At 67.4% G+C, this 13400-nt stretch carries 11 protein-coding genes, 5 tRNA genes and 1 pseudogene; 11 read left to right on the plus strand and 6 right to left on the minus strand.

The window, feature by feature from the left end:
• Window positions 1–122: 122 nt before the first annotated feature.
• Window positions 123–194: transfer RNA gene (locus tag BJF87_RS13095), tRNA-Val, on the minus strand.
• Window positions 195–447: 253 nt separating this feature from the next.
• Between BJF87_RS13095 and BJF87_RS13100 the strand changes: the two genes are divergently transcribed.
• From BJF87_RS13100 to BJF87_RS13130, 8 genes are all read left to right on the plus strand, one after another.
• A tRNA-Gly gene (locus BJF87_RS13100) sits at window positions 448–520 on the plus strand.
• Between the two features lie 23 nt (window positions 521–543).
• Window positions 544–617, plus strand: a tRNA-Cys gene (locus BJF87_RS13105).
• Window positions 618–641: 24 nt separating this feature from the next.
• A tRNA-Val gene (locus BJF87_RS13110) sits at window positions 642–716 on the plus strand.
• Between the two features lie 74 nt (window positions 717–790).
• A tRNA-Gly gene (locus tag BJF87_RS13115) sits at window positions 791–863 on the plus strand.
• A 153-nt stretch (window positions 864–1016) separates the two neighbouring features.
• Entirely contained in the window at window positions 1017–1217 is a 201-nt protein-coding gene (locus BJF87_RS26715; protein ID WP_232283129.1) for a hypothetical protein, read from the plus strand.
• Between the two features lie 78 nt (window positions 1218–1295).
• On the plus strand, window positions 1296–1634 hold the full coding sequence (locus tag BJF87_RS26720) for a hypothetical protein (RefSeq protein ID WP_006357003.1): 339 nt from the start codon (window positions 1296–1298) through the stop codon (window positions 1632–1634).
• An 82-nt stretch (window positions 1635–1716) separates the two neighbouring features.
• Window positions 1717–2616 (plus strand): ABC transporter ATP-binding protein, encoded by a 900-nt coding sequence (locus BJF87_RS13125; RefSeq protein ID WP_006357004.1) that lies wholly within the window; start codon window positions 1717–1719, stop codon window positions 2614–2616.
• Window positions 2617–2625: 9 nt separating this feature from the next.
• The gene (locus BJF87_RS13130) at window positions 2626–4269 is read left to right on the plus strand and encodes an ABC transporter permease (RefSeq protein ID WP_006357005.1); all 1644 of its coding nucleotides are present in this window, start codon (window positions 2626–2628) and stop codon (window positions 4267–4269) included.
• 16 nt (window positions 4270–4285) lie between these two features.
• On the opposite strand, the pseudogene BJF87_RS13135 reads toward BJF87_RS13130, so the two are convergent.
• The 5 genes and pseudogenes from BJF87_RS13135 to BJF87_RS13155 form a co-directional block, all read right to left on the minus strand.
• Window positions 4286–5894 (minus strand): annotated as a pseudogene (locus BJF87_RS13135) (4-coumarate--CoA ligase family protein).
• Window positions 5891–7000, minus strand: coding sequence for a CaiB/BaiF CoA-transferase family protein (locus BJF87_RS13140; RefSeq protein WP_006357303.1), 1110 nt, complete (start codon window positions 6998–7000; stop codon window positions 5891–5893). The pseudogene BJF87_RS13135 and the gene BJF87_RS13140 overlap by 4 nt, the downstream one beginning before the upstream one ends.
• Window positions 6997–7635: a TetR/AcrR family transcriptional regulator gene (locus BJF87_RS13145; RefSeq protein ID WP_006357302.1), complete on the minus strand. Its 639-nt coding sequence runs from the start codon at window positions 7633–7635 to the stop codon at window positions 6997–6999. The genes BJF87_RS13140 and BJF87_RS13145 overlap by 4 nt, the downstream gene beginning before the upstream one ends.
• Window positions 7616–9223 (minus strand): class I adenylate-forming enzyme family protein, encoded by a 1608-nt coding sequence (locus tag BJF87_RS13150; RefSeq protein ID WP_040003954.1) that lies wholly within the window; start codon window positions 9221–9223, stop codon window positions 7616–7618. The genes BJF87_RS13145 and BJF87_RS13150 overlap by 20 nt, the downstream gene beginning before the upstream one ends.
• On the minus strand, window positions 9220–9858 hold the full coding sequence (locus BJF87_RS13155; RefSeq protein ID WP_006357300.1) for a nitroreductase family protein: 639 nt from the start codon (window positions 9856–9858) through the stop codon (window positions 9220–9222). Before BJF87_RS13155 ends, BJF87_RS13150 begins: the two co-directional genes overlap by 4 nt.
• Window positions 9859–9994: 136 nt before the next feature.
• Between BJF87_RS13155 and BJF87_RS13160 the strand changes: the two genes are divergently transcribed.
• From BJF87_RS13160 to BJF87_RS13170, 3 genes are read left to right on the plus strand one after another with little or no spacing between them, the layout of a single operon-like run.
• Complete coding sequence (locus BJF87_RS13160) at window positions 9995–11956, plus strand: NAD(P)/FAD-dependent oxidoreductase (RefSeq protein ID WP_006357299.1); 1962 nt, start codon at window positions 9995–9997, stop codon at window positions 11954–11956.
• A 37-nt stretch (window positions 11957–11993) separates the two neighbouring features.
• The gene (locus BJF87_RS13165) at window positions 11994–12836 is read left to right on the plus strand and encodes a sulfurtransferase (protein ID WP_006357298.1); all 843 of its coding nucleotides are present in this window, start codon (window positions 11994–11996) and stop codon (window positions 12834–12836) included.
• Window positions 12833–13396 carry a GNAT family N-acetyltransferase gene (locus tag BJF87_RS13170; protein ID WP_006357297.1) on the plus strand — a complete coding sequence of 188 codons (564 nt, stop codon included), beginning with the start codon at window positions 12833–12835 and terminating at the stop codon, window positions 13394–13396. The genes BJF87_RS13165 and BJF87_RS13170 overlap by 4 nt, the downstream gene beginning before the upstream one ends.
• Window positions 13397–13400: the final 4 nt, after the last annotated feature.

Below are 13400 nucleotides of genomic sequence, written 5' to 3' on the forward strand. Positions count from 1 at the left end.
ACGCCCGAGCTGTGATCCAGATCACGAGAAACGCCGACGGTGCGCGAGTCGTTGCCGATTCGCGTCGAAACAGCACCCAGCACGCAGAAAGCCCCGCCGAGACTCGGCGGGGCTTTTCTCTGTGGTCCCGGCTGGGATCGAACCAGCGACCTTCCCGGTGTGAACGGGACGCTCTTCCACTGAGCCACGGGACCGTGTCGGGCGCCTGATGTCTGTGACAGGGGCGCCTGCGCACGAGCCAGAAGATTACACGGCTTGCGCAGAGTTCCCAAATCACGGACGTGCGCCACGTCACAGACGTCCGATTCGGCAGCCACCGGGAATCACACGCTGGGAATTCGCCGTTCGTCAAGCGTCTGACCTGCCGATTTGTAAAGTCCGGAATCGATCGCGTAAGTTTCTCTTCGCACCGCGAGCAGCAAGATCCACAAGATCGCTCGTGGGCATGCGGATGTAGCGCAGCTGGTAGCGCATCACCTTGCCAAGGTGAGGGTCGCGGGTTCGAATCCCGTCATCCGCTCGGCGCGAGTCGACCTCGCATCTGGTGGTGTGGCCGAGTGGTGAGGCAACGGCCTGCAAAGCCGTGTACACGGGTTCGATTCCCGTCGCCACCTCCACGCATCACAACTCAACACAGTCCCGCGCGATTAGCTCAGTGGGAGAGCGCTTCCCTGACACGGAAGAGGTCACAAGTTCAATCCTTGTATCGCGCACCACGAGAGAAGTCAGCCCCGGTCCCCGGCCGGGGCTTTCTCTTGGCCACGCGGGCAGTGCCATCGCTCGTGAGCATGCGGATGTAGCGCAGCTGGTAGCGCATCACCTTGCCAAGGTGAGGGTCGCGGGTTCGAATCCCGTCATCCGCTCGTAGGAAGAAAAGCCCCGGTCCCCGGACCGGGGCTTTTCTGTGACTTGCACGTGCCCAGCGACGGCAAATTCGTGCCATGTGATCCAGATCTCACCATTGGACATTTGACCCGTCCATAGCGTCCCGAACAGGTCGGGACAAGACGAAATGGGTGAGGCAATTGATCAAACGGACCATCGTTACCGGACTGGCGACGGTCGCCGCCGGGGGGTTGGCGCTCTCCATCGCACCCGGTGTCGCGCAGGCAGCCGACAACGGTCAGCGGACAGGTCCTGTCCAGTTCTGGGCCGAGAACCAGGGAAACTGCAAGGTGGAGTTCACCATCAAGAACACCACCAACGTCACGAGCTAAACGATCGACTGGCAGATCGACGACGAACCGCTGCGCGACGTCGACTATGCCGACTTCAAGGTCGGACGGACCGGTGGGATGCACACGACGGTCAACGATGCCCCGCGGTGGCCGGACGACATCGCAACCGAAGGTGAGAACACCGAGCAGAACCGGTGGATGGTGAGCAACCGCAGCGTGTCCACAGCCACGTACACCAAAGATCTGAAGAATCTGAGCGACTCCTACAATCCGCCGCTCCCCAATCCGGACGCCGCGACACACACGGTGAAGTACCGGATGGTCCTCGGCCCGCCCGGGAACAACGGTGAAGGCGGGGGCGAATGGATCGGGAACCGTGAGTGGCACACCGTGACCGTGACCGGTTGCGCCGGCTCCGGAGGCGGCTCGCTCGACGGTCTCTTCGGTTCCAGCTGAGTTCATCGCCATGTTCGCGGGGCCGGAATCAGGTGACTTTCGGCCCCGCGATCGGGGCGCCCGACGGTCTTAGTCTGGGAATGTGCCCGCGATCGCGATCCAGGAGCTGACCAAGTCGTTCGACCATGTCAGGGCCCTCGACGCCTTCGACCTGACCGTCACCGAGGGCGAGGTCCACGGATTCCTGGGACCCAACGGCTCCGGCAAGACCACCACCATCCGTGTTCTGCTCGGATTGCTGCGCGCGGATTCGGGCGTCGTCCGCGTCCTGGACCGAGATCCGTGGCGCGACAACGTGAATCTGCACGGCCGCATCGCGTATGTACCCGGAGAGGTGAATCTGTGGCCGGGCGTGACCGGCGGAGAGGTCATCGATCTCCTGTGCAACCTCCGCGGTGACCGTGACCGGCGTCGTCGTGACGAATTGATCGAGCGATTCGAACTCGACCCGCGGAAGAAGGCCCGGACCTATTCGAAGGGCAACCGGCAGAAGGTCGCCTTGATCGCCGCGCTGGCCTCCGACGCCGAACTGCTCCTGCTCGACGAGCCGACGTCCGGTCTGGATCCGCTCAAGGAGGCCGAGTTCCAGCGGTGCATCCAGGAGGAACGCCGGAACGGTCGCACCGTTCTGCTGTCGAGTCACATCCTGGCCCAGGTCGAGGCGCTCTGCGACCGGGTCACCCTCATCCGGGCCGGGCGGACGGTGGACAGCGGATCACTGTCGGAGCTGCGCCACCTCGGTCGGCTCGAGATCAGTGCCGAGACCGCCCACGATCCCTCGACGCTCGACGCGGTCCCCGGCGTGCACGACCTGATCCGCGACGGACACCGCATCCGCTGCACCGTCGACGCCGCCGCCCTGGACACCGTGGTGCGCGAACTCGCGACCCTGGGTGTCCACGATCTGACCAGCGCCCCGCCGACGCTGGAGGACATCTTCCTCCGGCACTACGGAACCGGCACCCGGGCGACTGGGGCCTGAGGAGATCCGATGGCGGAGATCGAGATGGTGCAGGTCGCGGAGCGGAACACGGTACGTGGCGCCGGACGGACTGCGGACGCCACCGGGCTCCGAACACTTCTGAAGTTCTACGTTCGGCGCGAACGAGCCGCGCTCGTGGCGTGGATCGGCGGTACCGCCGCCCTGGTGGGATTCCAGGCCGTCGCCAGCCAGAACCTCTACGACACCCCGGCCAAGCTGGCCGCCCTCCGCGAGACCATCGGCGGAAGTCCCGCGGTGATCGCGCTCGGCGGCCCGGAGCAGCTGCTCGCCACCATCGGCGGCGAGGTCGTGTTCGAGATATTCGGCTATGCCGCCATCGTTCTCGGACTCATGTCGATGTTTCTCGTCGGTCGCCACACGCGTACCGACGAGGAGAACGGTCGCGCCGAACTCCTCCGCTCGACGCGGGTCGGCCGCGATGCGCCGGTCGCGACCGCATTGACTCTTGCGGCCGTCGCGAATCTTGCCGCCGGGGTCGCCGTCGTGATCACCGCCGTCGCCACCGGCCTCCCGCTCGGCGGTTCCGTACTCTTCGGCGCGGCACTGGCCGGAGTGGGCCTCACCTTCGCGACACTGACGGCACTGGCCGCGCAGATCTTCGAGAATCCCCGCAGCGTCTACGGTTCGATCACCGCGATGCTCGGGCTGGCGTATGTGCTGCGGGCGATCGGTGATGTCGGCAACGGAGCGATGTCGTGGCTCTCCCCCATCGGCTGGGGTCAGCGCACGTACCCGTACGTCGACGACAGGTGGTGGCCGATCCTGCTTCCACTCGTGGCAGCGACGCTGACCATCGCAGCCGCCGTGGCGGTCTCCGAGCACCGCGATTTCGGCGCCGGGATCTTCGGCAACCGGGCCGGGCGCGCAGAGGCGTCGTGGCTGTTGCATACGACGACGGGTCTGGCGTGGCGTCTGCACCGCGGGTCGATCGCCGCCTGGGCGACAGGCGTGTTCGTCCTATCGGCCGCCTACGGCTCGTTCGGCGACGCGATCACCGACTTCATGGAGAACAACCCTCAGATCGCGGAGTTCCTGCCCGGCGGCGCCGAGGACGCCGTGGACGCCTACCTCGCACTCACGCTCACGATCGCCGCCCTGATGTCGGCCGGATACGGGGTGAACAGCGCCTTGCGGGCACGCCGTGAGGAAACCGCCGACCGGGCGGAGTCGCTCGTCGCCGCGAACACCAACCGGCTCTACTGGTTCGGCGGCCACATCACGATGGCACTCGTCGGCAGCGCCGCCGTCCTGGCGGCCGGCGCGGTGGGCGAAGGGCTGGCCTACGGCCTCACCATCGGCGATCCCGGTCAGATCCCACGCCTTCTCGCCGCGGCAGCGGTGTACGTCCCGGCGGTCTGGTTGATCCTCGCGGTCGCCGTGGCCGGCATCGGCTTCGTGCCCCGAGCGGCCGCGATCATCGCCTGGACGTACTTCGCGTACTGCCTGGTCGCCGAGATCCTCGCCGAATCGTTCAACCTGCCCGAATGGACCCGCGCCGCATCACCGTTCCAGCATCTGCCGCAGGCCCCGCTCGACAGTGTGGGGGCGGGAGGCATCCTCGGGGTCACGGCGCTCGCACTGTTTGCCGTGATCCTCGGAGTCGTCGGCTTCGGCAGGCGCGACCTGGGATAGACGCTGCTCCGCTCTCCTACTTGCGCAGATCCTTACGGAGAATCTTGCCCGACGCCGACTTCGGGATCGCCTCGATGAACTCCACCGCACGAACCTTCTTGTGCGGGGCCACCTTCGACGCCACGAACTCCATCACCTCGTCGGCGGTGAGCTCGGCCTCGGGCTGCCGGACGACGAACGCCTTCGGGATCTCCTCCCCCGACTCCGCATCGATCACACCGATGACCGCCGAGTCCGCGATCTTCTCGTGCGTCAGGAGCAGGGCCTCCAACTCGGCCGGCGGCACCTGGTAGCCCTTGTACTTGATGAGCTCCTTGAGCCGGTCGACGATGTAGACACACCCCGTCGGATCGACCTGCGCCATGTCACCGGTGTGCAGGAAGCCGTCGGCGTCGATCGTGTCGGCGGTGGCCTGCTCGTTGTTGAGGTAACCGAGCATCCACGTTCGGCCCCTTCACCCACAACTCACCCGGCTCCGAGAGACCCTCGGTCGGCAGCGGGACTTCCTCTCCGGTGGCCGGGTCGACGATCTTGTTCTCCGAGTTCGGCACCGGCCAGCCCGTCGACGACAGGGGCGGATCTTCGAGTCCGAGAAGCGCTTTCCCATCGAACGGGATGATGTGGGACACCGGGGACAACTCGCTCATGCCGTAGCCCTGCAGCATGTGCAGGTCCAGACGCTTGGCAACGGCCTGGCCCAGCTCGTCGTCGAGCGGAGCCGCGCCCGACATCATCGTGTGCAGCGACGACAGGTCGTAGTCGTCCACGATCGGATGCTTCGCCAGGGCGACGGCGACCGGCGGCGCGATGTAGGCCATCGTCACCTTGTGGTCCTGGATGTTCTCCAAGAACTCCACGAGGTCGAACTTGGGCATGACGACCAGCGAGGACCGGTTGAACAGCGCCGCGTTCAGCAACACGGTCATGCCGTAGATGTGGAAGAACGGCAGCACCGCGATCACCACGTCGTCGGCGGTCATGCCCTGCAACGGCTTCAGCTGGGCGACATTGGCGACCAGGTTCCGGTGTGAGAGCGCAACACCCTTCGGATTGCCGGTGGTCCCGGAACTGTAGGGCAACACCGCCACATGGGTGGCCGGGTCGAAGGACACCTGAGGCGCGGGCAATCGGGCGCCGAGCATGTCGGCGGCGTTCGGGTGAGCCGAGGCGTCCTGTCCCTCACCGTCGAGGACGACGAGGCTCGTGTCATCCAGCCCGACCTCGGCGACGGCGGCCTTCGGCTGAGCAGCCATCGGCGAGATCGTGACCAGCATCGTGGCACCGGAATCGCGGAGCTGCTTGGCGATCTCGGGCGCGGTGAACAGCGCGTTGATCGTCGTCGCGGTGGCCCCGGCCCGCAGGATTCCGTGGAAGACCGGCGCGAACGCCGGGATGTTGGGCGAGAGGATGCCCACCACGTCGCCCACCCCGATCCCCCGCGACGCCAGCCAGCCGGCGACCGCGTCGATCTGAGTGATCAGCTCTCGATACGACGTCACCGCACCGGACTTCGGGTCCACCAGAGCGGTACGCCCGAGCTCGTCGTCGGCGATCGAACCGAACAGGAATTCGTGGACGCTGACCTCGGGGATCTCGACGTCGGGGAACGGGCTGGTGAAACTCACGACACCTCCACAGGTGAATCGGTCGACCATTGATCGAGGATCTGCGTCAGGTCTGCGGTCGAACTCCCTGACGGCGTGGGCAGTACGGTTCGCGAGAACCGCGGAGCGGGTGCGGGCTGCACGGCGTCATCGACCGTGACGTAGCTGACGCGTTGCTGCGCAACGGGATCGGCGGCCGCCTCGTCGAAGTCGAGCACCGGGGTGAGGCACGCGTCGACGCCGGCGAACTCAGCGGCCCACTCATCACGGGTGCGCGCGGCGAACCGGGCGGCGAGCGCGGCGGAGATGACCGGCCAGTGCGCGCGGTCCCAGCGGTCGGGCAGGTCGGCCAGACCGAGCGTGCCGATCAGGTTGCGCCAGAACTTCTCCTCGAGCGCGCCGACGGCGACGAAGCGGCCGTCCGCACACTCGTAGGTCGCATAGAAGGGGGCGGAACCGTCGAGCAGGTTGCCCTCCGATCGGGACACCCAGCGACCGGCGGCCTTCCACGACCACTGCAGTTGGGCGAGCAGACCGGCACCGTCGACCATCGCGGCGTCGACGACCTGCCCGCGTCCGGTCCGCGACCGGTCGTGCAGCGCGGCCAGTACGCCGACCACGAGCAGCATCGATCCCCCGCCGAAATCACCGGCCAGGGACAGCGGCGGTACGGGTGGTGATCCGGCCGGGCCCATCGCCTCGAGCACGCCGGTCACGGCCAGGTAGTTGATGTCGTGTCCGGCGAGCATCGCGCGGTCGCCGTCCTGACCCCACCCGGTCATGCGGGCGTACACGAGTTGCGTTGCATCGTCACAGATCTCGGGTCCGAGGCCGAGGCGTTCCATCACGCCCGGCCGGAAACCCTCGATGAGGATGTCCGCGCGCCGGATCATCTCGCGGATGCGGTTCAGGTCGGCGGGGTCCTTGAGATCGGCCTCGACGCTGCGCCGGGACCGGTAGAGACCGGCGTCCGCGTCGACGATGCCGTCGGGACCCGGGGTCTCGGGGCCGGGGCGTCGGATCCGGATGACGTCGGCGCCGAGGTCGGCGAGCATCATCGCGGCGTGCGGTGTCGGACCCAGGCCCGGCATCTCGACCACGCGCACGCCGGCGAGCGGACCGCTCACGAACCCGCCTGGTGGTGCAGGACGCCGCGGATCGTGAAATCGACGTAGTCGCTGACCAACTGGTCGACATCGTGCTCGTCGCGCAGCCACCAGCTGATGCCGTTCATCAGGTCGAGCACCGCGATCGCGGACTGATGGGCATCGCGCACCTCGAACACGCCCATGCGGGCGCCCGCCTCGATCACGTCGCGGATGCGCCGCTGGTAGTACTTGCGGTAGTCGGTGACCGCCCGGCGGTGTTCAGGCGTCAAGGCGGACAGTTCCCGCAGCGCCACAAGGTGTTCCACCCGGTACCGCGCGAGCCTCCGGACATGCGCCTCCACCAGGCCGGTGAGGCGCTGGACCGGGCCGCCCTCGCCGTCGAGCACCAGCAGATCCTGCTGCGGGTCCTCGGTCATCCGCAACGCGATGGCGTAGAGGATCTCCTCTTTCGAGTGGAAGTGGTTGTAGAGGCTCGCACCTCGCATGCCGACGGCCTCGGCGATGTCGCGCATCCCCGCGTTCGCGTAACCGTGCTCGGCGAAATACCGTGCGGCGGCCTCCACGATCTCGTCCCGGCGGGTCCGCGGACGCTCTTCCGCCACCGCCGCTTTCGAGACGGCGGCCTCGGCGGCGTCAGCCCTGAGGGGTTCCATGGGCTCTCCTCAACTCACGCTTGAGCAACTTGCCCTGGGCGTCGGTCGGCAGTTCGTCGACGATGTGCACCGCCTTGGGGACCTTGTACGACGCCAGGTCGGTGCGGCAGTACTCGCGGATGTCCTCCGCGGACACCGAGGTACCCGCACGCAGCACGACGAAACCGGTGACGGCCTCGGACCAGTACGGATCGGGCAGGCCGACGACCGCGGCCCGTTCGACGTCGGGATGCGCCTGCAGCACACGCTCGACCTCCTGGGAGGCGACGTTGTATCCGCCGGTCTTGATCATGTCCTTGCGCCGGTCGCGGAAGAACATGTTGCCCTCGTCGTCGATGCGCACGATGTCGCCGGTGTGCACCCAACCACCTTCGAGGACCTGCGCGGTCTTCTCCGGGTCCCTGTGATAGCCGAGCATGACCGACGGTGTACGACAGAGGAGTTCACCCTCTTCGGCCTCGTTGCCGTCGGCGTCGACCACGCGCACCTCGAGATGGCCCACCGGCTTGCCGATCCACGTCGGGTCCTGTCCGGGCACGTCCTCGAGCCGCTTGAACCACCCGACCGAGCCCAGCTGGGTGAGTTCGGACTGGCCCCAGTAGGTGCCCCACACCGACTCCGGCGTGGCGGTGGCCCATGCGTCGACGGCATGCGGCGACACCTGACCGCCGTAGGTCAGACACCGGCGGACCGTCCCGACGGTGTCGGGCCCGAAGTCGGCGTGGTTGGCGAGGGCGATGAAGAAGGTCGGGGTCTGGGCGAGCACCGAGATCTTCTCGTCGCGGATCATCCGCAGCGACGTCGCCGGGTCGACCGCGGCCGGTAGCACGAGCGTGGCGCCGAGCAGGGTCAGCGAGGTCAGCGATCCGATACCCGCGATCGTGTGGAACGGCATGACGTACAGCCAGACGTCGTCGTTCTGACAACGCAGACCCCAGGTGTACGCGGGTGCGGTGGAGATCAGGTAGTTGCGGTGCGCGATCTCGACACCCTTGGGGGTCGACTCGGTACCGCTGGTGTAGACGATCATCGCCAGATCGTGTTCGTCGACGTCACAGTCGGGTTCGGCGTCGTCAGCCTGCCCGACCAGCTCGTCGAAGGAGTTCCACGAATCCGATCCCGACTCCCCGACGACGAGAACCGAGACGCCGAGGCTGTCGGCGATCGGACCGGCCAGAGGTGCCAGGTCACGTTCGACGACGAGGACCGCGGGCTCGAGATGACCCAGCTGCTGGGCGATCTCCTTCTCGCGGAACATCGGGCTGACACCGGAGTATGCCGCGCCGACCTTCAGCGCGCCGTAGTACGACGCGACGGTCTCGACGCGGTTGCGGCTCATCACCGCGACTCGGTCGCCGCGCCGGACGCCGAGGTCGACGAGGACGTGGGCAACGCGGTTGGCCATGCGATCGAGGTCGCCGTAGCTGGTCGACGTGCGGCCGCCGGCCGCGTCGTAGGCGATGATCGCGGGCTTGTCGCCCTGCGACCGCGAGAGCCTGCGGAGCTGATCACCGATCGTCGCGCGTCCGAGCGGCGACGTCTGGGTTCGGGTGAGCTTGCGGTCGTCCGTCACGGCTGGGGCACTCACGCGAACATCCGATTGTCGAACCGGTCGAGGAAGGCGATCTCCTCGACCGGGCTGCGGGTGAGCTTGCGCGGGAAACCGTTGCGCGGGTAGCCGACCGCGATGTGTGCCGCGGTGATGTACTCGTCCGGGATGCCGAGCAGTTCCTTGACCTCGTTCTCGGCCGCACACAGCAGAGTGGTGAGTGCGGTGGCGACGCCCTGCTGCCGCAGCGCAAGGGTCAGGTTCTGCACGCTCGGGTAGATCGACGCGCCGCCGACGACGCTGAGCCGGCCGAGTTCGTGGTCGGTGGGATGCAGCCCTTCCGCCTCGGCGCACACCACGACGAGGGCGGGCACCTCGGCGAGGTGATGGGCGAAGTAGTTGGCGCTCTCGATGGTCTTCGGGACGGCGCCGACCTTCTTGGAGCCCTCGAGGATCGAGTTGTAGTACGGCTCCCAGAAGGGCAGGTAGAGGTCGGCGAGTGCCTTCTTGGTGACGTCATCACGGACGACGACCCAGCGGACCGGCTGGCGGTTCCCGCCTTGCGGACCGAAGCGCGCGTCGTCGAACGCCCGGTAGAACACCTCGTCCTCGACAGGCTTGTCGCTGAAGTAGCGGCATGTGCCCGTGGTGCGCATTGCCTCGCTGAGTTCCATGTCAACCTCCGTGATCACTAACCGTTGTTAGTATGACTGGGGACACAGTTCCACACGAGATAGCGGCAGTCAAGCATCGGAAATCGAGACTTTCCTCCTGTTGACGAAACGGGACTAACAGTGGTTAGTTGCAGCTATGACTTCAGTTTCCACCCGCCCGGCGACGCGTCCGGCCCCCTCGGAGATCCGGACCGCGGTCGACGCGGGCAACATCCCGACGCTGCTCGCCGTGCTGGTGGAGATGACCGGGGATCGCCGCTGGCTGGCCGACCGCTACCGTCCGACCCGTAGCCGCGGCATGGACGACAACTCGACCGGCGGCCTGCCCGCGGACGTGCAGGCCGAGATCCGCGACGCCGTCGTCGACGCCCTCGAGGACTGGTACGAGCAGGGCTCACCGGCACGCGTGCCGGCCGACGAGGAACTCGTCGCCGCACTGATGTCCTTCACAGCCGGCGAACCGGTGGCACCGGAGTTCGCGCCGATGATGAGCGAGATCGTGCGGGGCGACCTGCGCGGCACCCACCTGCCAGCGCTGCCCGACGAGCTCGGCTCGACGATGAACGCCCTGGTCATCGGCGCCGGCGTGGCCGGGATGCTGATCTCCACCCAGCTCGCCGACGCCGGCATCGAGCACACCGTCCTGGAGAAGAACGACGAGGTCGGCGGCTCCTGGTACGAGAACCAGTACCCGGGCGCCGGCGTCGACACCCCGAGCTACCTGTACTCGATCTCGTCGTTCGACCACGACTGGTCCACCCACTTCGGCAAGCGCGACGAGGTCCAGGGCTATCTGCAGGCCTTCGCCGACCGCCACGCGGTGCGCGACCGCGTCCGATTCGGCACCGAGGTCCTCTCCGCGGCCTACGACTCCGCCGCCCAGCAGTGGGTCGTCCGGGTCCGCGACCGGGACGGAAACGAGAGCACCCTCACCTCACGCATCCTGATCAGCGCGGTCGGCATCCTCAACCGGCCCAAGCTCCCCGCGCTCGCCGGCATGGACACCTTCACCGGCAAGATGTTCCACTCCGCCCACTGGCCCACCGAACTCGACGAGCCCGGCGCCCTGGCCGGCAAACGCGTCGCCATCGTCGGCTCCGGTGCGTCGGCGATGCAGATCGGCCCCGCCATCGTCGACAAGGTCGGATCGCTGACGATCTTCCAGCGGTCGCCGCAGTGGATCGCCCCCAACGACGACTACTTCGCGCCGGTCGGCGACAGCGTGCACTGGCTGATGAACAACCTGCCCGGCTACCGGGAGTGGTACCGCGCGCGGCTGTCCTGGATCTTCAACGACAACGTCCACTCCACCCTGCACGTCGACCCCGAATGGCCCGAACCCACCGCGTCGATCAACGCCGTGAATCACGGTCACCGCGAGTTCTACCTGCGGTACATGCGCAGCGAGCTCGGCGACCGCGACGATCTCGTCGAGCTGTCGACGCCGGACTACCCGCCCTTCGGCAAACGAATGCTGTTGGACAACGGCTGGTTTCGCATGTTGCGGCAGCCCGACGTCGAGCTGGTGGGGCACGGCGTGGACTCCGTCACCGAGACCGGTCTCGTCGACAGCACCGGCCGGGCACACGACTTCGACATCATCGTGTTCGCGACCGGCTTCCACAGCGACCGCTACCTGTACCCGATGGACGTCGTCGGTCGCAGCGGCAAGACGACGGTCGAGGCCTGGGGCGATCACGACGCGTACGCCTACCTCGGCATCACTGCGCCGGACTTCCCCAACCTGTTCATCCTCACCGGCCCCAACACCGCACTGGGACACGGGGGCAGCTTCATCAGCATCCTCGAGTACCAGGTGCGCTACGTCTGCGACGCCATCCGCGCCATGATCGAGCGCCGGCTCGGTGCCCTCGAGGTGCGACGCGACGTCACCGACGAGTACAACGACGCCGTCGACCGCGCGCACGCACAGATGGTGTGGACGCATCCCGCGATGACCAACTGGTACCGCAACCCCGACGGTCGGGTCGTGGCGGTGCTGCCGTGGCGGATCGTCGACTACTGGGCCAAGACCCGCCACGTCGATCTCGCCGACTTCCACACCGAACCGATGACGGCCGAACCGCTCGATCCCTGAGAACCGGCGCAGGCACGGCGGGACTACCGTGTCAGGCATGACCCCCGCACCGCTCATCACCCCGAACGAACTGCAGAAGCGCCTCGGCGAGGGACGTCTGCGCATCGTCGACGCGACGGTCCACCTGAGCTTCGACGCCGACGGCGCGCACGTCCGCTCCGGCCGCGACACCTACCTGCAGGGGCACCTGCCCGGTGCGGTGTTCCTCGACCAGATCACCGAGTTGTCCGATCCGAATGGCGAGGCCCCGTTCGCAGCGGCGTCGTCGGAGAACTTCGCCGCGGCGGTCGGCGCGGCCGGGATCGGCAACGACTCGACCGTCGTCGTCTACGACACGGTCAACGGCATCTGGGCGACACGACTGTGGTGGCAGTTCGGCCTCGAGGGCTTCGACGACGTCGTCGTCCTCGACGGCGGGTACAACGCCTGGGTGGCAGCGGGGCTCCCCACCGAGACCGGTGAATCCACCCATCCGGCGGCCACTTTCACCGCACACCGCCGCCCGGAGCGGATCGCGTCGACCGACGAGGTCGTCACGGCGACCGCCGAATCGTCGGTGCTGCTGGTCAATGCCCTCGACCGGGAGTCGTTCGCCGGCGGCCACATCCCGAGCAGCGTCAACGTCCCGTTCGGCGAACTCGTCGACGAGGCGGGCACGCTGAAGCCGCTCGACGAACTGCGCGGACTGTTCGCCGACGCGGGCGCCCTCGACCCGACGGTGCGCCCGGTCACCTACTGCGGCGGCGGGATCGCCGCCACCGCAGCGGCATTTGCGCTGAAGGCACTCGGTCGCGACGATGTCGCGGTGTACGACGGGTCGATGAACGCCTGGACCGCGGACCCGGATCGTCCGCTGTCGTCGGCCGATTCGCGGTCATGACGCCGACTCATCCCGCGGCGACCGTCGAACTCCTCACCGATCCCGACCGGGCGGCGTCGGTGGCCGAGGTCGCCGGCGCGACCTTCCCCCTGGCGTGCCCGCCGCACGCCGCGGCCGAGGACATCGCCCAGTTCATCGCGACCAATCTCGGTGAGAAGAACTTTCGCGGCTACATCGCCGACCCGGACGCCGACGTGCTCGTCGTCCGGGACGGCGATGACGGCCCGGTCATCGGCTATGGACTGGTGCTGCACGGCGATCCGTCGAATCCCGTTGTCGCCGAGATAGTCCCGGAGCGGCCGGCGAGCGAGGTGTCGAAGATGTACGTACTCCCCGACCATCATGCGCGTCCCGGTCTCAGCCCGTCGCGTGCGCTCATGGAAGCGGCGCTCGATCGTGCCCGAGACCGCGGGAGCGTCGTCGTCTGGCTCGGGGTGAACCAGCTCAACGAACGGGCCCAGAAGTTCTACGCCAAAACGGGTTTCACCCGCGCCGGGGTGCGGACCTTCGACCTCGGGGGCAGCGTCGAACACGACTACGTGTTCACACAGAAGCTGTAAGACC

It is taken from the genome of Gordonia sp. CNJ-863 (genome assembly GCF_001942325.1).
Classification (GTDB): domain Bacteria; phylum Actinomycetota; class Actinomycetes; order Mycobacteriales; family Mycobacteriaceae; genus Gordonia; species Gordonia alkanivorans.